Here is a 19,984-nt window from a genome sequence, read left to right on the forward strand (position 1 = left end):
GATCCCTTCTAGCCCAGCCATATGCGAAAGTAGTTCAGTGGTAGAATACAACCTTGCCAAGGTTGGGGTCGCGGGTTCGAATCCCGTCTTTCGCTTTATTTTAATTAGATTTTATACTTAGGGGCCTTAGCTCAGCTGGGAGAGCGCCTGCCTTGCACGCAGGAGGTCAGCGGTTCGATCCCGCTAGGCTCCACCATCTAACTACATACACCAACACTTACGCCTTAAACCTCTTCGGTTCAAGGCTTTTTTTTTTTTGAAAAACAACTTTCTATGGCTGTATCTTTATACATAAAAATGTCGGGTTGAACCATTCTCCTTAACAGTTATAAAATAACAGAAAGGGGGAATAGTATGTCTATTCAAAAAATTTCAGTTATCGGTCTTCCCATGGATCTTGGTCAAACAAGGCGTGGGGTTGATATGGGGCCAAGTGCACTCCGTTGTGCAGGTGTTGTCGAACGAATCCAACAATTGCAGTTAGAAGTGGAAGATTTAGGAGACATCATAGTGGGGAGGCCCGGGACGTCTGAAGAGGCTGGCTCAAACTTGAAGAATCTATCACTTGTTTCTAAGGGGAATGCACAATTAGCAGCAAGGGTAGATGAAATTATTTGTAGTGGATCATTCCCTCTAGTTCTTGGGGGAGATCATTCGATAGCAATAGGAACACTTGCTGGGATTTCGAAGCATTATGAGAGTTTAGGGGTAATTTGGTATGATGCCCATGGAGATTTGAACACGGAGGAGACTTCTCCGTCAGGAAACATACATGGCATGCCACTCGCTGTCAGCATTGGACTCGGTCACCCTGATTTAGTTAATCTGCATGGGTATGCACAAAAGGTGAAACCAGAGAATATCGTCATTATTGGAGCCCGTTCCTTGGACGAAGGAGAAAAGGTACTAATACGTGATAAAGGCATCAAGGTCTATACGATGCATGAAATTGATAGGCTTGGTATGACGAAAGTGATGGAAGAATGCATTGAATACTTACGTGATAAAACGGATGGGGTTCATCTATCCCTAGATCTTGATGGGGTAGACCCTGCAGAGGCACCTGGAGTAGGAACACCAGTGCTTGGGGGGATAAGCTATCGGGAAAGTCATTTGGCCATGGAAATGCTTGCGGAGTCAGAGTTGATTACTTCAGCTGAGTTTGTAGAAGTAAACCCCGTACTAGACGAGCGTAATAAAACGGCGATCGTGGCGGTAGCCCTGATGGGTTCTCTATTTGGAGAAAAGCTATTATAACTAACGCAATATATAAAAGAAACAGTAACCGGTTTTTTTATGGGTTACTGTTTTTCTATATGCTAGAATACAAAAGTATATGATTTAGATAATGTTGAACGAAGGTAACGTTATATGATTCCAAGGCAATCTCCCTCTTCACTTTACTGTTTGCTTTTTCGTTCCGCTTTGGGTCAATTGAAAATATTGATTCATCAGGGTATCAAGTTTGCTACTCACTTCGACCACTTCGTTATCTATCATAGAGGAACGGGAAGCTAAGATAATCATTTTCTGTCTATATCGCTCAATGTTATCTAGTATTTGTTCTGCAGTCATTATCAAGGTTCACTTCCTTTATTTTTACAATTTCTTACTATATATATCCTTGTTTTTTTCGTTTTAAACATAAAATGTAAAAGTTTGCTAAAATAAAAGTAATAAATTATGAAACCTTTTAGCTTGCGATTCGTAATAATCGTATAGCCGCATGAAGCGGGGGTAAAAAACAAAAATGGATGGACTTGTTAAAGAGAGAATAAACCAAGTGTTAAAGGGAGACCACAATGCATTTGGGGAAATAGTCGAAATTTATAAGGATAAAGTTTTTCAAATCTGTTTTAGAATGCTTGGAAACCGGCAGGAGGCTGAAGACCTGTCCCAAGAAGCTTTTGTAAGGGCCTTTGTGAACATTCGCAGTTTCAATATCAATATGAAGTTTTCAACATGGTTATATCGCATAGCGACGAACCTCTGTATCGACCGACTTCGTAAGAAAAAGCCGGATTACTATTTAGATGCGGAAGTCACTGGTACAGAGGGATTGAATATGTATTCTCAAATTGCATCGGACATGGCGATGCCAGAGGAAGAAGTAGAGTCGTTAGAGCTTCAGGAAACCATCCAGGTCGAAATTATGAAGTTGCCGGAAAAGTATCGTTCGGTCATCGTATTAAAATACATTGAGGAATTATCGTTAAAGGAAATCAGTGAGATTCTTGATTTGCCGGTAGGCACTGTCAAAACGAGAATACATCGTGGGCGAGAAGCTTTGCGTAAACAACTGCGCCATTTATAAAAAGAAGGTGAGAAAAATGAACTGCCACGAGGAAATCATTAATTATATGCATGATTATTTAGATGAGGACATTAAACCCGAGCATAAAGAAATTTTAAGGGACCATCTGCTTACATGTCCTGCATGCCGAGATTTTTTCAATGAAATGAAAAAAGCAGTTGCCCTTGTACAAAGCACTTCCCATATCAAGGCCCCGGATGATTTTACGGCAAGGGTAATGGCCCAATTGCCTAAGGAAAAGAAGGCTACGGGGGCAAAGAGATGGTTTAAGGCTCATCCGTTTATGACAGCCGCGGCGATGTTCGTTGTATTAATGACAGGATCGATCTTTTCCACTTATAATCAGGACGAACATTTTTCCGTCTCCAAGCAACCTAACTTATTGGTAGAAGGGGAAACGGTCATTGTCCCTAGTGGGGAAACCATTGAAGGGAACGTTGTGGTTCAAAATGGGGACATACGCATAGAGGGCGAAGTAAAGGGGAATGTAACAGTCATTAATGGTCAGGAGTATATGGCCAAGGCAGGAAATGTAACCGGTGATATAGAAGTCATTGACCAAGCCTTTGAGTGGATGTGGTACAAAATAAAGGATATTGGAACATCTCTACTTCCTTCTACAAAAGAGGAAAGAGGTGGGGAATAATGAAGCTGAGCATAAGCATGGTTCTAATCAGAACGGTGCTTTTGTTCAGCTTTATATTGTATCCAGACAAAAATAGTGGTTACTAGCACTACTTCCCATATAAATTTCTGTACTAGTTTTAGAAGTATGATTTAAAAAATGGTATACTATTAAGGTTATTACATAACGATGGTTATTGTGTTTTTGGAGTATTACGGACTGGAGGAAACAACATGTCTATATCCAATTTGAATGTTTGGGACTATGTAGTAAATTTCATTGATATTTTCCTTGTTTGGTTTGTGATATATAAATTGTTAACTATAATTCGAGGCACGAAAGCCATACAACTGCTAAAGGGAATTTTTGTAATTGTCATTGTGAAAAGCTTGAGCAATCTGTTTGGTTTCAATACACTCGGATGGTTAATGGAACAAGTCATGAACTGGGGTGTTCTGGCAATTCTCGTCATTTTCCAGCCTGAATTGAGAAGAGCACTTGAACAATTAGGACGAGGAAAGATCTTTTCAAGGGGCAGTGCTCCGGAAGAGAATCAACAAGAGCGGTTAGTAGAAGAAATTCTAAAGGCCTCTACGTATATGGCAAAAAGGCGTATTGGAGCCTTGATTACCATTGAAAAAGGAACGGCACTGGGTGATTACGTTGAAACGGGAATTCCTTTAAGGTCCTATATTTCTTCTGAACTGCTCATTAATATTTTCATTCCGAATACACCCCTCCATGATGGGGCTGTTATTTTACAGGATAATCAAGTCGCAGCAGCAGCTTGCTATCTGCCCTTATCGGAAAGTCCGTTCATTTCAAAAGAGCTGGGCACAAGGCATAGGGCTGCCATTGGAATGAGTGAAGTAACAGATAGTGTAACAATTGTTGTTTCTGAAGAAACGGGAGGTATCTCTGTCACCAAAAATGGGGAGCTATACCGCGATTTAAATCAGGAATCATTTAGAGCCATGCTAACAAGTGAACTGGTATTGCAGAATGTCAAAACAACTTCCTCGGGTATCTGGAATTGGAGGGGGAAGAAAAATGGATAAATTCACGAATAGCGCTTGGTTTATGAGAATTGTCGCTTTCGCCTTGGCTGCTCTATTATTTATATCCGTTAATTTCGAGATGGAGTCCGATAAAAAGTCCCTTGGATTGTCCACTGCGCCTGAGAATGGTACGGAAACCATTGAAAATGTTCCGGTTGAAGTGTACTATGATCGTGAAAATTTAGTGGTCAGCGGCGTACCTGAAACGGTGGATGTCACATTGAAGGGGGCAAAAAGCCTTCTGATCAACGCAAAAAGCCAACGGGATTTTAAAGTATATGTAGATCTTTCTGATCCCGAAATCTCGATGGGGGACCGAACTGTCACATTTAAAATAAGCGATTTAAATGAAAAGCTCGTGGCAACGATAGATCCGGAATATGCGGAAGTAAATGTTCAGGAACGGATGACGAAAGAGTTTAAGGTCGATGCAGAATATAACAGTTCATTACTGGAGGAAGGGTATACCGCTGGGCAGCCAACAGTAAATCCTGAAACCGTAAAAATTACGGGTGCCAAAGATGTAATTGAAAAAATATCCTATGTAAAGGCCAACCTTGAAATAAGGAAAGGGCTAAACGAATCGGTGAACGGGCAGGCAACGGTAAAAGCGCTAGACCGGGATTTGAATAAATTAGATGTCGCGATTGAGCCAGCTTCCGTGGCAGTTTCGTTAAAGGTCAGTATTCCTTCCAAAAAGGTATCAATCGTGCCAGAGCAAACTGGGAAGGCCAAGGCCGGAGTTCGTATCAAGAGTATTAGTGTCGACCCTACAGAGGTAACTCTATATGGACAAGAAGCATCATTGGATAAAATAAATGCATTAAATCTTCCAGTCAATATCTCGAAAGTAGATGGAGATACCGAATTGGAACTTAATCTTTCAAAACCTGAAAGTGTGCAGAAAATGTCCTTAAGTAAAGCTACGGTGAAGATTCGTACCGAAAAAGTGGATGTGGAAGATAAGGATACTGAAGAAGAGGCAGAAGAAGTAGTTGTCGAAGAAGAAAAAACGGTAGATAAGGTTGAACCGGAAACCACGGAATCCAAAACTTTCACCAACTTGAAAATAATCCCGGTAGGTAAACAGGATGATCAAGAAGTGGAATTGGATACGGATGTGATGAGCATTACATTGAATGGGAAAGCGGAAGATCTAAAAAAAATATCTAAAGACGACATTTCGCTCACGGTCGATGTAAGTAATTTAGATGAAGGTAAGCATGATGTTGAACTGGCAGTTAAAGTCCCCGCGGGAGTATCTTGGGAATTAGATTCTAAAAGAGTTGCAGTGTCAGTTTCCATGGCCCAAGAAGAGGAAGAAACGTAACCTGGCCTTAACATCATTTAATTTAGTAATGATTTGAAGAAGGAGCGATACAGATGGGTAAATATTTTGGAACAGATGGAGTTAGGGGAATAGCAAATACGGAGTTAACGCCGGAGTTGGCATTTAAACTAGGCCGTTTTGGCGGCTATGTCCTTACTAAGAATTCAGAAAAACCAAAGGTATTAATAGGGCGCGATACTCGTATTTCAGGGGAAATGTTAGAAGGTGCTCTTGTTGCCGGATTATTATCCATCGGCGCTGAAGTCATGCGACTGGGCATCATTTCGACACCGGGAGTGGCCTATCTGACAAAAGCCTTAAGTGCTGAAGCGGGTGTTATGATTTCAGCTTCTCATAATCCTGTAGCGGACAATGGAATTAAATTCTTTGGACCGGATGGCTTCAAGCTCTCAGATGAACAGGAAGCGGAAGTGGAAGCATTGCTTGATCTGGAGAATGATGAGTTACCGCGTCCTACGGGCGGAGACTTAGGCCATTTAAATGACTACTTCGAAGGCGGCCAAAAATATCTGCAATACTTAAAACAGTCGGTTGACGAAGACTTTACGGGCATACATGTTGCGCTTGATTGTGCTCACGGTGCGACATCTTCCTTGGCTATGCATCTATTTGCTGATTTAGATGCAGATATTTCGACAATGGGGGCATCACCGAATGGCTTGAACATCAATGATGGGGTCGGTTCTACCCACCCTGAGGCTCTGGCTGAATTCTTGAAGGAAAAAGGGGCAGATGTTGGACTTGCTTTCGATGGCGACGGCGACCGCATAATAGCTATTGATGAAAAAGGAAATATCGTAGATGGCGATCAAATCATGTATATCTGTGCGAAATACTTAAAAGAGAATAATCGATTGAAAAAAGGAACCGTGGTTTCTACGATCATGAGTAACCTTGGCTTTTACAAAGGGCTTGAGGAACATGGTATACATAGTGCTCAAACAGCAGTTGGCGATCGCTATGTAGTGGAAGAAATGCGTAAAGGTGGCTATAATCTTGGTGGAGAGCAATCCGGGCATATCATCTTCTTGGATTACAATACAACTGGGGACGGCTTATTAACGGGTTTACAGCTTGTGAACATCATGAGTGAGACGCAAAAACCTCTATCTGAGCTTGCGAGTGAGATGCAAAAATATCCGCAGACACTCATTAATGTTAAAGTAACTGACAAGCATGGGGTAACGGGGAATGAAAAAGTACAGGAAGTCATAAAAGAAGTGGAAGCGGAGATGGGTGGTAACGGCCGGATTCTGGTACGGCCATCTGGAACTGAACCGCTTGTCCGTGTTATGGCTGAAGCGCCTACTATTGAAGAATGTACGCGTTATGTAGACCGCATCGTAGCAACGGTAAGAGCAGAAATGGGACTAAACGAATAAACAACCTATGCATAAAGGGGAACGAAAATTTCCTTTTATGCATATTTTTATTAAGAATCATATTTTGTTTTAATGGTAGTAAAGAATTGACCTATGTCCCATGTATAGGGTATGATTATCCTGATTTACAACTACTTTTACCATAAAATGGTTATAAGGGAAAAGGAGGCCAGGCAAGATAATAGGAAAACTAAAGCGCCTGAACTAAACTGGGTCGAGACGGGTTTAGTTGACGAGGAGGAGGAGTATCGAATGTTCGGCGGATACCTCCCGGCTGAAGTACACAGCCGTAATAATTCCAATTTTAAAACAGTGGGGCAACCGACTGCACAAAGAGTTGGAAATGTACAATGGGAAAAAGCCTTCGGGTATTTCCTTTATAAAAATATCAGAGATGAGGGGGCAGGGATGCCCTCGTGCATTCCTGTTCCCTCTAATCAGTTGGAGGAACAGAAATTATGTGTGGAATTGTTGGATATATTGGTCTAAATGACGCGAAAGAAATCCTGTTAAAAGGTCTTGAAAAGTTAGAGTACCGTGGGTATGATTCTGCTGGTATAGCTGTGCAAAATAAGGAAGGCATCAAGGTCTTCAAGGAAAAGGGACGGATTGCAGACTTACGCGGTGTTGTGGATGAAGGGACTTCGGCGAATACAGGGATTGGACACACTCGCTGGGCCACTCATGGTGTACCTAGTCGTGATAATGCTCATCCTCACCAAAGTAACTCAGGTCGCCTGACATTAGTTCATAATGGGGTCATCGAAAACTATGCGATTTTAAAACGGGAATATTTGAAGGATGTTGCTTTTAAAAGCGACACTGATACGGAAGTCATCGTTCAGCTTATTGAGAAGTTCGTGAATGACGGCATGGAAGTGGAAGAGGCATTCCGTCACACGCTTACCCTTTTAGAAGGTTCGTATGCCCTTGCCCTATTGGATGCTGAAAACGAAGAAACGATTTTTGTTGCTAAAAATAAAAGCCCACTCCTAATCGGTGTTGGAAAAGACTTTAACGTTATCGCTTCTGATGCAATGGCTATGCTGCAAGTTACCGATCAATTCCTTGAATTAATGGATAAAGAAATGGTTATTGTCACAAAAGAAAAAGTGACAATTAAAAACCTTTCCAACGAAGAAGTATTTCGTGCTCCATTCACGGCGGAACTCGATGCCAGTGATATTGAAAAAGGTACGTATCCACATTATATGCTTAAAGAAATTGATGAGCAGCCTACTGTTATCCGTAAAATCATTCAATCTTACCAAAACGAAGAAGGTAAACTGGCGATTGATTACAATATTACAGAAGCAGTGAGCGAGGCAGACCGTATTTATATCGTGGCTTGTGGAACAAGCTACCATGCAGGCCTAATCGGTAAACAATTCATTGAAAAAATGGCTAAAATTCCGGTTGAAGTGCATGTAGCATCAGAGTTCACATACAATATGCCGATATTATCCGAAAAACCACTGTTCATCTTCATTTCGCAAAGTGGGGAAACGGCAGATAGCCGTGCAGTTTTAGTGGCCATCAAAGAGCTTGGCCATAAAGCATTGACCATCACAAATGTACCGGGCTCTACGCTGTCACGAGAAGCAGATTATACGCTCTTATTACATGCAGGTCCTGAAATTGCCGTGGCTTCTACGAAGGCCTATACGGCTCAAGTAGCGGTATTGGCGATATTAGCGAACGTAACTGGCCAGTTCCGTAACCTTGCATTCGATTTCGATCTTGTCAAAGAGCTTGGAATAGCTGCGACAGGCATGGAAGCTCTTTGCGATTCGAAAGAAGAGATGGAAGAGATTGCTCGTGAATACCTGTCTGTTACGCGTAATTGTTTCTTCATCGGTCGTTCCCTTGATTATTACGTGGGTCTTGAAGGTTCGCTTAAGCTGAAAGAAATCTCATACATCCAGGCAGAAGGGTTTGCCGGCGGTGAGCTTAAGCATGGAACGATTGCCCTAATCGAAGAAGGCACACCTGTTATCGCTCTTGCTACGCAAGCAGGAGTCAATCTAAGCATCCGTGGGAATGTCAAAGAAGTCGTCGCCCGTGGCGCTAATCCTTGCATCATTTCAATGAAAGGGTTGGAAGAAGAAGATGATCGTTTTGTCATCCCGGAAGTGAACGAACTATTAACACCTCTTATCTCTGTCATCCCGCTTCAACTCATTGCGTACTATGCTGCCTTACACCGGGAGTGTGACGTGGATAAACCACGTAATCTTGCGAAAAGTGTAACGGTTGAATAAGTAGAAATGATTTGTGCGTCATATCTATAAATGTTTATAAAAATTTATTTACCCATTTAGATACCATTATCTAAATGGGTTTTTTTATGTCCGAAAGAAAGAGAATATCTAAATGGAAAAATAAAAACAGGGACATATATCAATTTTCCTTCCCACCACAATAGTGTGTGATACATAATATATGTCAAGTACCCTATAACATATAATGGTAAATCAATCGTTAGATAAGCAATATGAAAAACTTTTTGGCCTATTGAAGGGGGAGGAAGATGTTGGATTTAATTGAGGTTTATATACAAGAGGTCACACGCAGGTTGCCTGAAAAAAAACGCAGGGATATTGCACTCGAGTTGCGGTCAACCATTGAAGAGATGCTTCCTGATGATTATAGTGAACTGGATGTGGAGGAGGTTCTGGGCGAATTGGGGAACCCAGCGACAGTGGCTAGTGGGTATCGGGCTCAGCCGATGCACCTGATCGGACCGCGTTATTATGATTTATATATTTCACTATTGAAAGTGGTTTTTCCCATAGCAGCGGGCATTGCACTCATTTCGCTGATTATCGATTCTTTTATGGGGTTTAGCCAAGATGAAGCAGTTATTCCTAAAGTGATTACCCTTATAGTCGAAGGCATATTGCGGGTCCTTGAAGTCAGCTTTCAAGTCTTCTTCTGGGTGACGATTGTCTTCGCGGTTCTGGAGCGAACGGATAAAGGAAAGGACCAAAGTCCACTATCGGCAAGCCTACAGAAATGGACCCCAAATGATTTGAGAAGTATCCCTTACATTCACAAGAAGAAAGAGATTACGAGGTTCAATGTATTCAGTGGACTGATGTGGACAGCGATTTGGACGACGGTATACTTTTATGCAAATCAATTTGTCGGGGTGTATGAAGGTGGAGATAGGATTGAACTTGTGATTCCGGTCTTCCAACAGGATATCCTACTTAACTATTGGCCGTTCATTCTTTTGGTGATCGCCATGGAAATCTGGTTAGCTTTTTATAAGAGTATCAAAAGGCAATGGACAAAAAAACTGGCAAATTTCAATTTGGTTCTTGAAATGATCACAACCATCGGATTCATTGTCATTGTAAGTAATCCGGATGTAATGAACCCTGAATTCCTTACATATATGGGGAGTTTATCCGATACAACGGCCATGCAGTTTCGAAATGCGATTGTAGGAGGCTCAATTACCATCTTCATTTTAGCCGCAGCATTAAATGTATTTGATGGATACCGCAAGTCTAGAATCCATTGATGACATGTATTCGATAATGGTTCCAACCAGCTGTTATCCAACCAGTTGCTCCAAACGGTTTAAACGGATAGCTACTTTTTAATCAGAATGGAATAGGAAGAACAAAAGCCACCCGACATAAGCAAAGTATCAATGTTGGATGGCCCTTGTCTTGTAAGATTATTGTTGGAGTTTTATTTTTGCGTCTTCATGCGATGAATATTCGCGATTGTACCACCATCCACACGTAAATCTATGCCAGTGATATAGGAAGCTGCATCGCTAAGCAAGAATTCCACAGCTGTTGCGATCTCGGATGCTTCTCCTTCACGGCGGAGTGGCGTGTGTTCGAGCATTGTTTTCATTTGCTCTTGTTGGGATGCTTCCTGACGCCCCATCGGCGTGTTAATGGTACCCGGAGAGATAGATGAGATACGTGCACCTTTTTCACCCCAAGCCCACGCTTGGTCTTCCACATATAAGACAACCCCCAATTTAGATAGGCTGTAAGCCGCACCTGAGTCGCCTTGTGTAAATTGCTCCATGGTCTCAATATAGTTTTCGGTTAAAGGCTGTTTTAAAATTTCCGTATAAGGACCTTGACGGGGCGCCATATAGGCACTCATCGAAGAGATACATACCGCAGCAGTACCTACTGTAGCAAGTGGAAGAAACGCATCTAGGACAATTCCGGTGCCAACAGAATTCACTTCTGTAATGCGTTTCGAATTGGCCATCGTCGGTGACAGCCCGGCTGTGTGAACCAATCCTTTTAATATCCCAAGTTCGGCAGATTTTTTAGCTAAAGCAGCAACATTTTCCTTTGATGTAATATCGACAGTTTGATAATGGACATCAGTTATACCTTTAGTCGCTAATTCCTCTTTTGTTTGGATTAAACGTTCTTCAGAAACATCTGCCAACAATATGGTTCCTTTTTTGCCAACCAGTTCTGCAGTGGCTTTACCCATACCACCAGAACCGCCTGTAATTACATAAACATGCTTATCCATTTCAATTCCCCCTAAACTTGATATAAACTTAGTGTAAACGGTTTTATAATAAAATAAGCAAGACATTTCCACTAAAAATGTCCAGAGGAGTGTCAAAAATGGAAACGGCAAAAGAATCGATAGTTGCCGCTTATTTACAGCTTTTATTTGAGAAAAGCTTTGAAGAGTTAGCTGTGAAAGAAATTGTTCAAAAGGCGGGCATTTCCCGATCCACATTTTATTTGCATTTTGCAGACAAATACGAACTGATGGATGAGGTGAGACGGAAGTTAAACGACCGGTTCTTGTCATTTTATGAGATGGATTACCAATGGGGTAAGCCAATCACCCTCCATTTATGTGAACATATTTTCAAATATCGCTCATTTTATGAACTCGAATTTGCAGAGGCGGACGCTATTCAAAAATTATCAGATAAGCTTGCAGCACATTTACAAGAAGTGTTCCAGGATCCAGACTATGCCCTATTTGCGAGCTATGGCACCATCGGTTATTTGGGTTTTTGGGTAAGGAACGGGTACGCCATGAGTCCGGCTGTGGCAGCGGAAAAACTATTGAAAATCGGCCTGACAAACTGGACAAAAGTATTGGATGCAAAATTAGATGGAATAGAGCGGTAGCGGGAAGCTGTAGACCTGAAAAAGAGGGTAGGAACTGATGAAATCGATGGAAGGAACTAAACGCCCGAGGAGCAAAGATAAGAGACGAATCTTGTTTTAAAAGTGTGCAAGTACTTTTGTTTTGAAAAAGATTGCTTAAAGTATTTGCAATCCCTACCATTTGATGGTATGCTTAGGTTAATTATTCATGTTCGGTACTAAGGATACTAAAAGTACTACTTTTCGTTTCGATGATGACTTAGAGCAAGGATAGTAATACAATGTGCTTTGGCACTAGGAGGCAACAACAATGGAACAAGGTAAAGTGAAATGGTTTAACGCAGAAAAAGGATTTGGCTTCATCGAACGCGAAAACGGAGACGATGTATTCGTACATTTCTCAGCTATCCAAAGCGAAGGATTCAAATCTTTAGACGAAGGTCAAGAAGTTACTTTTGAAGTAGAACAAGGTCAACGCGGACCTCAAGCTTCTAACGTTCAAAAAGCATAATTTCTAAAAACAAAAAAGGCAGACCCTATTACTAGGGTCTGCCTTTTTTGTTTTATTCAATAATAAAAAACCCTGCTCAATGTTGAGTAGGGTAAATGGAATGAGTAAAGTAAATCGCTTAAAAAGGTCTACCTAGTATAACATAGTTTTTTCAGAAAAAAGAATTTGTAAATGAAGAGGTTGGACAGCGGGAACTTCTTTTTTTGAGTCAGGGACCATTATTCATACACATTCAAACACAGGTTTGAGTATAATGTGAAATGTGGTATATTATAATCAAACGTAGGTTTGAATGAATGGATGTGAGAAGATGGATGAGATGAAGGATATGTGTGAAGTTCATCTGCATGATCAAGAAAAGGTGAACCGTATCCAAAAGGAAATCGGTCAGGTAGATATCTCAAGTATGTCAAAGTTGTTTAAAGTAATCGGTGATGAAAACAGAGTGAAAATCTCGTATGCACTTTGTGAGGATGAAGAGTTATGTGTATGTGATTTGGCAAATATCATTGGGGCGTCAATGGCAACAACTTCTCATCATCTCCGTACTCTATATAAACATGCAATTGTGAAATACAGAAAAGAGGGAAAGTTAGCCTTTTACTCTTTAGACGATGATCATATAAAACAATTAATCCTTATAGCGATAGCACATCAGCGGGAGGTGAGGGTCAATGGCTGATTCCCAATTAAAGACTTATCGGATTCAAGGGCTGTCCTGTACGAACTGTGCAGCCAAATTTGAAAACAATGTCCGGGAACTTGAAGGTGTGAAGGAGGCAAAAATCAACTTCGGGGCTTCGAAGATTTCTATTTCAGGAAGTGCTTCGATTGAAGAAATTGAGAAGGCTGGAGCCTTTGATAACCTGAAAATTCGTACTGAACAAGAGCAGGTGACAATAAAAGAACCAATTTGGAAGCAAAAAGAAAACATTAAGGTTTTTCTTTCGGCTATCCTCCTTTTTATCAGTTGGATTTTGGAACATCAATATGGCGAGGGTAGTCTTTTGCCGGTTCTGGGTTATGCCACTTCCATTTTAGTTGGTGGATACTCCTTATTCATCAATGGGTTGAAAAATCTCGTAAGACTTCGTTTTGATATGCATACGCTGATGACGGTCGCCATTATTGGAGCGGCTATACTTGGCGAATGGGGCGAGGCAGCCACTGTCGTCATTCTATTTGCTATAAGTGAAGCGCTTGAAAAGTATTCGATGGATAAAGCTCGAAATTCCATTGAGTCCCTTATGAATATTGCCCCTAAAGAGGCACTGATCAGGAGGGGCCATCATGAAATGATGTTGGCTGTCGATGTAATCGAGGTGGGAGACACCATGATTGTCAAACCGGGCCAGAAGCTTGCGATGGACGGAAGGATCATAAAAGGTGCATCCACACTGAATCAGGCGGCCATTACTGGTGAATCGGTGCCACTATTTAAAATGGTCGAAGGAGAAGTGTTTGCTGGTACGTTGAACGGCGAAGGTCTTTTGGAAGTGGAAGTCACGAAAAGGGTTGAGGATACGACGATTGCAAAGATTATTCATCTTGTAGAAGAGGCACAAGCGGAAAAAGCCCCTTCCCAAGCGTTCGTTGATAAATTTGCAAAATTCTATACACCGGCAATCATGCTGATTGCTTTGGCACTTGCAACCATTCCACCAATGATGCTGGGCGGAGAATGGAGTGAATGGATTTATCGCGGATTGACTGTGTTAGTTGTCGGCTGTCCATGTGCCTTGGTCATATCCACACCCATTGCCATTGTTACAGCTATCGGAAATGCAGCGAAAAACGGTGTTCTGATTAAAGGTGGAATCCATCTGGAGGAAGCTGGAGCTTTGAAGGCGATTGCATTTGATAAAACGGGAACATTGACAAAGGGAATACCTGAAGTGACTAACTTTTCCGTAATGGTGGATGAAATGAGCGAACGGGATGCTTTGAAAATAGCGGCTGCTTTAGAAAGCCGCTCGCAACATCCATTGTCCACGGCCATTCTTCAGAAAGCGGATCTGCAGGATATAGACTATCGTTCTCTGATGGTAGATGATTTTTCTGCATTGACAGGCAAAGGGTTAAAAGGAACAATCAATCAGGCAGTCTATTATATTGGAAAACCACAACTCTTTGATGAAGTGGGGTTAACCATTTCTGAAAAGGCTCAACATCTGATCAATAACTATCAGAATGAAGGAAAGACAGTTATAGTTCTCGGTAATCAAACTAATATTCTAGCCCTGGTTGCCGTTGCGGATGAAATAAGAGAAAGCAGTAAGGAAGCTATCAGTAAATTACATGCTTTAGGGATTGAAAAAACAATCATGCTGACCGGTGATAATATCGGGACAGCGAATGTGATTGGAACAGCGGCGGGCGTTCATGAAATTCAAGCAGAATTATTACCGCAGGATAAGCTATTCTTCATCAAACAATGGAAACAGAAGTATAACCGAGTGGCCATGGTTGGCGATGGTGTTAATGATGCCCCTGCTTTAGCGGCTTCCACGGTAGGAATTGCAATGGGGGGAGCGGGTACGGATACGGCCCTTGAAACAGCCGATATCGCTCTAATGGGTGATGATTTATCGAAATTGCCCTACACCATCTCATTAAGCAGGAAGACATTACAAATCATTAAGCAGAACATTACGTTTTCATTAGCGATTAAATTATTGGCCTTATTGTTGATTGCACCGGGCTGGCTGACACTTTGGCTGGCGATTTTTGCGGATATGGGTGCGACGTTACTCGTGACCTTGAATAGTCTGAGGTTGCTCAGAATAAAAGAATAATAGATAAAGGGCTTCTGGATTTCTTGAAGGGAATCCAGAAGCCCTTTGCTATATCTAAACGTTTCATGTGAAACTCTGGAAAAGTGCCTCCATTATTCTTTGGAATTGTTAGACCACAATCCATCATTAAGAATTAGAACCACCAACGGATGTTAGTTCCCGGACTTTGTTATTTTAATGGACATTAGGATATATTGAATGCATAGCCAGGTTAAAACTATGAACAGGATAGGTAGTATGCTACAATTTGGCTGACTTTTAAAGGAATGCATGCCATCGTTAGGTACGGTTGTTGAATAGATCAAAGGTATTAAAGGAAGGGATTTGAAAGATGGAATTACATCAAAAGGCAATATTAGTTGGAGTCAATCTGAACGGTCAAAAGGATTTTGAATATTCGATGGAGGAGCTCGCCAATTTAACCGAAGCCTGTGAGGTAGAAGTGGTTGGAACGATCACACAGAATCTACATCGTGTCACTTCCTCACATTTCATCGGTACAGGTAAAATTGAGGAAGTAAAGGCGCTAGTTGAATATAAAGAGGCAAATGTCGTTATCTTCAATGATCAATTATCCCCCTCACAACTTCGTAATTTGGAGCGGGATATGGATTGCAAGGTGATCGACCGTTCCATCTTGATCCTAGACATCTTCGCACAACGGGCGAAAACGAAGGAAGCACAGCTCCAGGTAGAAGTGGCAAAACTTCAATATATGCTTCCACGCCTTATCGGCTTAAGAGAATCGTTAGGTCGACAAAGTGGAGGAGTGGGAACGAACAAGGGTGCTGGGGAAAAGCAGCTTGAACTTGACCGTAGGCGGATTGAGGAAAACATCAGTGTTTTGAATAAGGAATTGGAGGAACTTGTAGCACACCGTCAAACACAGAGGAAACAACGGAAAAAGAATGCCATCCCTGTTGTGTCATTAGTCGGGTATACGAATGCCGGGAAATCATCCATCATGAACGCATTGATGGAGATGTTCCAACCGACATCCGAGAAGCAGGTACTCGAGAAGGATATGCTCTTCGCTACACTTGAGACGTCCGTTAGAAACATTCCCTTGCCAGATAACAAGGAGTTTTTACTCACAGATACAGTCGGGTTCGTGTCTAAACTACCACACCATCTGGTAAAGGCATTCCGGTCTACCCTTGAAGAAGTAGTGGAAGCAGATTTATTAATCCATGTTGTGGACTATTCCAATCCTAATTATGAACAACAGATAGAGATTACCGAAAAGACTTTACAAGATATTGGCATCAAAGAGATACCGACCATATTTGCTTATAATAAAGCGGATTTGACCGATATGGACATTCCAAAGGTTAACCGTGATTCCGTTTATATGGCGGCCAGAGAGAAGGTAGGCCTTAAGGAATTGATTGATCAGATCCGTAGCCATGTATTCATGGACTATATTCATTGTGAAATGCTGATTCCATATGACCAGGGAAAACTAGTATCTTACTTCAATGATAATGGCCATATAACGGAAACGGAATATGAGGAAAATGGGACCAAGCTAAAGCTTGAATGCAAGAAGACCGATTATGAAAAATATCATAACTACGTGATTGAAAAATCCTGATGTTTTTTCCAGGCACTGAACTGAATTTAAATAGAATGTTTTGAAAGATTTCCGTAACCATGAATCCACAAGTTATACATATATCGTTTAGTTGTGTATAACTTGTGGATAACTTTCAAAAAGCCTTGAAAAAGTTTTCAAGGCTTTTTTTTTGTGGACAACCTGTTGATAAGTAGATTGTTTGATATTCCCTTACTAAGACCTTAGGAATGATGTCGAGAATGTAGCGAGAAGTGTAGGACGTTGACTTTTTTTATCAGTTTTTGTAAAGAAACATGACATAGTGCACATTAAGTTGTCCGCATTATTTTACACTTTGTATAATGTAACTCCCTATCTATCATTATAAAATAAAGAATATTCATTTAATTTTGAGATTCATGAATAAGTAGGGGGCTAATGGTGATTTTTTAAATGTAACCTGTAAGATAAAAATGACAGTGCTACAGCCATAAATCATCAAAAGTAGGGATAGGATATTGCTAGTTCATTGACTATAGGCAATTCCTCCTTTTTTATTTTCCACAATAATTTTTTGGAAGGAGAATAGTAGATGGATATGACAAGCTCGTTAAAAGACGATTTGAAGAGAAACTTTCAGGAGGCAGAGAGGGGCTTAACCCCAAGAGAGGCACTGGAAGAATCTAATCGATGTTTATACTGTTATGATGCTCCTTGTATCCAGGCCTGCCCCACAGGGATTGACATCCCGACCTTTATAAAAAAAATCGCATCAGGAAATCTAAAAGGGTCGGCCAAAACGATCATGACGGCTAATCCAGTCGGTGCCAGTTGTGCGCGGGTATGTCCGACAGAAGAGTTATGTGAAGGGGCATGTGTTCTAAATCATTCTACAAAGCCAATTCCTATTGGCGATCTCCAGCGTTATTCCACAGATTGGGCCATTCAAAATAAACAAGCTCTATTCAAGGCTGGCAAGAAGAATGGCAAAACGGTTGCCATTGTCGGCAGTGGTCCTGCTGGCTTGTCTGCAGCAAGGGAATTGGCCTTGCTTGGCTACAGCGTAACCATCTTCGAAGCAGAAAAGAACCCTGGCGGATTAAACACTTACGGAATAGTGTCTTTCCGATTACCTCAGCACATCTCCTATTGGGAAGTCGATCAAGTAAAGAACCTTGATGTCGAGATCCGAACGAATTCAAGGGTTGGGGTGGATATCTCCGCTAACCAACTGATTAAGGACTATGATGCCGTTGTTTTGGCAATTGGTATGTCGGATGTACCAAAGCTTGGGATTGAAGGGGAGGACTTGGCTGAAGTCTACGATGCAATCGATTTCGTAAAAGCAACGAAAACGGAGGATATCACCGATAAGTTCGTTGGGAAGAAGCTGATGGTCATTGGAGCTGGAAATACAGCAATCGATGCTGCAACCTGCTCGGTCCGTCTTGGTGCTGAAGAGGCTGGTATCATTTATCGTCGGACCCAGGCGGAAATGACGGCGTATGATTTTGAATATGAGTTTGCCAAACAGGAAGGTGTCCGATTCCATTGGCTGACGAATCCTTCAAGAATCGTTGCCGATGAAAAGGGCCAGGTAACAGGCATTGAATGTGTGAAGATGGAACTGAGTGAGGCAGGGGAAGATGGTCGCAGACGACCGGTTCCAATTGCAGGCTCTGAGTTCATCCTTCCGGCCGATGGTGTGATTCGTGCGATTGGTCAATCACGTTATGTTGGTCTACTTGAACAATTTAACATCGATCACGATGGAGGTGTCGTTACCTTAACTGGAGACTCCTATAAGACGTCGAATGAAAAAGTGTTCGCCTGTGGCGATGTCATATTTGGGAAGGGCCAAGGAGAGGCTATGGTCGTTTCCGCTGCCCAGCAAGGGAAAATGACAGCCTATGAAATTGACGGAGTGTTAATGAGCAAGACAGAAGATATAGCTTAATAAAACAATAACTAGGAGGCGTATCAATGGCTGATTTATCAATTAATCTTGCAGGTATCAAATCTCCTAACCCCTTTTGGCTTGCTTCGGCACCACCAACTAATTCGGGTTATCAAGTGCAGAGGGCTTTTGAAGCCGGATGGGGAGGAGCTGTTTGGAAGACGCTTGGGGATCCAATCCTAAATGTTTCTTCCCGCTTTGCAGCCGTTGGGTTTAACGGCCAAAGAGTTGCTGGATTCAATAATATTGAACTAATTACGGATCGACCTCTTGAAGTGAATCTTAAAGAGATATATGAAACGAAAAAGAAGTTTCCCAATCACGCAATCATAGCGTCCGTAATGGTCGAGCCACAACAGGAAAAGTGGCATGAAATTATCAAACGGATAGAGGATGTAGGCGTTGATGGTTACGAGCTGAATTTTGGATGTCCGCATGGCATGGCCGAAAGAGGGATGGGGGCTGCTTCAGGGCAGGTACCTGAACTGGTGGAAAAGCAAACATATTGGGCGAAGGAAGCGGCTTCGAAACCTGTCATCGTCAAGCTGACCCCAAATATTACGGACATCACGGTTACGGCAGAAGCAGCCGTAAGAGGCGGTGCGGATGCAATTAGTATGATCAATACGATCAATAGCCTTGCAGGGGTGGATATTCACTCCTGGAATACAATCCCCCATGTTGGCGGAAAAGGGGCCCATGGCGGGTACTGTGGTCCTGCAGTGAAGCCCATAGCCTTGAATATGGTGGCTGAATGCGCAAGGAACCCAGGGATTAATGTCCCGATATCCGGTATTGGGGGGATTTCTAACTGGCAGGATACGGTCGAGTTTTTATTGATGGGGTCGACTGGCGTACAGATTTGTACAGCCGCTATGCATCATGGTTTCCGGATCGTCGAAGACATGATTGATGGATTATCCAATTACCTTGATGAAAAAGGGATTGCTTCTGTAATGGACATTGTCGGTAAGTCCGTATCGCGCTACTCCGACTGGGGAAATCTGGATTTGAATTATAAAGTCGTGGCCCGCATCAATAATGATGTGTGCATCAACTGCAATAAATGCCATATAGCCTGTGAAGATACTTCCCACCAATGTATTGATATGTTAAAGGACACTTCAGGCAACTCATTTTTACGGGTGCGTGAAGAAGATTGCGTCGGCTGTAACCTTTGTTCAATCGTGTGTCCGGTCGATGGAGCGATTGACATGATTGAAATGGCCAGCGATCTAGCCCCTATGACTTGGAATGAGCGTCAAGGTTTGCTAGGCAACATCGGTAATGAACGTGTGGATTTCGTAAAATAATGG

Annotated in this window: 18 protein-coding genes and 2 tRNA genes; 18 read left to right on the top strand and 2 right to left on the bottom strand. The window is 42.0% G+C overall.

Annotation, left to right across the window (positions count from 1 at the left end):
• Positions 1-23: 23 nt before the first annotated feature.
• From ACQKIC_RS17845 to rocF, 3 genes are all read left to right on the top strand, one after another.
• Positions 24-95 (top strand) — tRNA-Gly (locus ACQKIC_RS17845).
• A gap of 25 nt (positions 96-120) precedes the next feature.
• Positions 121-196: transfer RNA gene (locus tag ACQKIC_RS17850), tRNA-Ala, on the top strand.
• A gap of 158 nt (positions 197-354) precedes the next feature.
• Entirely contained in the window at positions 355-1,257 is a 903-nt protein-coding gene (gene rocF, locus ACQKIC_RS17855) for an arginase (protein WP_402876116.1), read from the top strand.
• Positions 1,258-1,395: 138 nt separating this feature from the next.
• Here rocF and ACQKIC_RS17860 read toward each other — a convergent pair whose 3' ends face one another.
• Positions 1,396-1,575 carry an aspartyl-phosphate phosphatase Spo0E family protein gene (locus tag ACQKIC_RS17860; protein WP_402876114.1) on the bottom strand — a complete coding sequence of 60 codons (180 nt, stop codon included), beginning with the start codon at positions 1,573-1,575 and terminating at the stop codon, positions 1,396-1,398.
• 175 nt (positions 1,576-1,750) lie between these two features.
• On the opposite strand from ACQKIC_RS17860, the gene sigW reads away from it, so the two are divergent.
• From sigW to ACQKIC_RS17900, 8 genes are all read left to right on the top strand, one after another.
• Positions 1,751-2,314 carry an RNA polymerase sigma factor SigW gene (gene sigW / locus ACQKIC_RS17865; RefSeq protein WP_402876112.1) on the top strand — a complete coding sequence of 188 codons (564 nt, stop codon included), beginning with the start codon at positions 1,751-1,753 and terminating at the stop codon, positions 2,312-2,314.
• 16 nt (positions 2,315-2,330) lie between these two features.
• A complete protein-coding gene (locus ACQKIC_RS17870) occupies positions 2,331-2,960 on the top strand; it encodes a zf-HC2 domain-containing protein (RefSeq protein WP_427592092.1) in 630 nt (209 codons plus the stop codon).
• A 212-nt stretch (positions 2,961-3,172) separates the two neighbouring features.
• Positions 3,173-3,997 carry a diadenylate cyclase CdaA gene (gene cdaA, locus ACQKIC_RS17875; RefSeq protein WP_402876108.1) on the top strand — a complete coding sequence of 275 codons (825 nt, stop codon included), beginning with the start codon at positions 3,173-3,175 and terminating at the stop codon, positions 3,995-3,997.
• Positions 3,990-5,327: a CdaR family protein gene (locus ACQKIC_RS17880; protein ID WP_427592091.1), complete on the top strand. Its 1,338-nt coding sequence runs from the start codon at positions 3,990-3,992 to the stop codon at positions 5,325-5,327. The genes cdaA and ACQKIC_RS17880 overlap by 8 nt, the downstream gene beginning before the upstream one ends.
• 53 nt (positions 5,328-5,380) lie before the next feature.
• The gene (glmM, locus tag ACQKIC_RS17885; RefSeq protein ID WP_402876104.1) at positions 5,381-6,730 is read left to right on the top strand and encodes a phosphoglucosamine mutase; all 1,350 of its coding nucleotides are present in this window, start codon (positions 5,381-5,383) and stop codon (positions 6,728-6,730) included.
• 111 nt (positions 6,731-6,841) lie between these two features.
• Entirely contained in the window at positions 6,842-7,219 is a 378-nt protein-coding gene (locus ACQKIC_RS17890; RefSeq protein ID WP_427668725.1) for a hypothetical protein, read from the top strand.
• A complete protein-coding gene (gene glmS, locus ACQKIC_RS17895) occupies positions 7,189-8,991 on the top strand; it encodes a glutamine--fructose-6-phosphate transaminase (isomerizing) (RefSeq protein WP_402876101.1) in 1,803 nt (600 codons plus the stop codon). The genes ACQKIC_RS17890 and glmS overlap by 31 nt, the downstream gene beginning before the upstream one ends.
• Before the next feature lie 272 nt (positions 8,992-9,263).
• A complete protein-coding gene (locus ACQKIC_RS17900) occupies positions 9,264-10,259 on the top strand; it encodes an HAAS signaling domain-containing protein (protein ID WP_402991439.1) in 996 nt (331 codons plus the stop codon).
• A gap of 173 nt (positions 10,260-10,432) precedes the next feature.
• On the opposite strand, the gene ACQKIC_RS17905 is transcribed toward ACQKIC_RS17900, so the two are convergent.
• A complete protein-coding gene (locus tag ACQKIC_RS17905; RefSeq protein ID WP_427592090.1) occupies positions 10,433-11,251 on the bottom strand; it encodes an SDR family oxidoreductase in 819 nt (272 codons plus the stop codon).
• 98 nt (positions 11,252-11,349) lie between these two features.
• Here ACQKIC_RS17905 and ACQKIC_RS17910 point away from each other — a divergent pair, with 98 nt between their 5' ends.
• From ACQKIC_RS17910 to preA, 7 genes are all read left to right on the top strand, one after another.
• The gene (locus tag ACQKIC_RS17910) at positions 11,350-11,871 is read left to right on the top strand and encodes a TetR/AcrR family transcriptional regulator (protein WP_402876098.1); all 522 of its coding nucleotides are present in this window, start codon (positions 11,350-11,352) and stop codon (positions 11,869-11,871) included.
• A 289-nt stretch (positions 11,872-12,160) separates the two neighbouring features.
• Positions 12,161-12,361, top strand: a complete 201-nt coding sequence (locus ACQKIC_RS17915; RefSeq protein WP_034304915.1) for a cold-shock protein — start codon at positions 12,161-12,163, stop codon at positions 12,359-12,361.
• A gap of 319 nt (positions 12,362-12,680) precedes the next feature.
• Complete coding sequence (locus ACQKIC_RS17920; protein WP_402875647.1) at positions 12,681-13,043, top strand: ArsR/SmtB family transcription factor; 363 nt, start codon at positions 12,681-12,683, stop codon at positions 13,041-13,043.
• Positions 13,036-15,156 carry a heavy metal translocating P-type ATPase gene (locus ACQKIC_RS17925; RefSeq protein WP_427592089.1) on the top strand — a complete coding sequence of 707 codons (2,121 nt, stop codon included), beginning with the start codon at positions 13,036-13,038 and terminating at the stop codon, positions 15,154-15,156. Before ACQKIC_RS17920 ends, ACQKIC_RS17925 begins: the two co-directional genes overlap by 8 nt.
• Before the next feature lie 331 nt (positions 15,157-15,487).
• Positions 15,488-16,750: a GTPase HflX gene (gene hflX / locus ACQKIC_RS17930; RefSeq protein ID WP_403125198.1), complete on the top strand. Its 1,263-nt coding sequence runs from the start codon at positions 15,488-15,490 to the stop codon at positions 16,748-16,750.
• A 559-nt stretch (positions 16,751-17,309) separates the two neighbouring features.
• A complete protein-coding gene (locus ACQKIC_RS17935) occupies positions 17,310-18,668 on the top strand; it encodes an NAD(P)-dependent oxidoreductase (RefSeq protein ID WP_402875649.1) in 1,359 nt (452 codons plus the stop codon).
• 26 nt (positions 18,669-18,694) lie between these two features.
• Entirely contained in the window at positions 18,695-19,981 is a 1,287-nt protein-coding gene (gene preA, locus ACQKIC_RS17940) for an NAD-dependent dihydropyrimidine dehydrogenase subunit PreA (RefSeq protein WP_402875559.1), read from the top strand.
• Positions 19,982-19,984 lie beyond the last annotated feature (3 nt).

This window comes from Peribacillus sp. NPDC046944 (assembly GCF_050272735.1).
In the GTDB taxonomy this organism is placed as follows: domain Bacteria; phylum Bacillota; class Bacilli; order Bacillales; family DSM-1321; genus Peribacillus.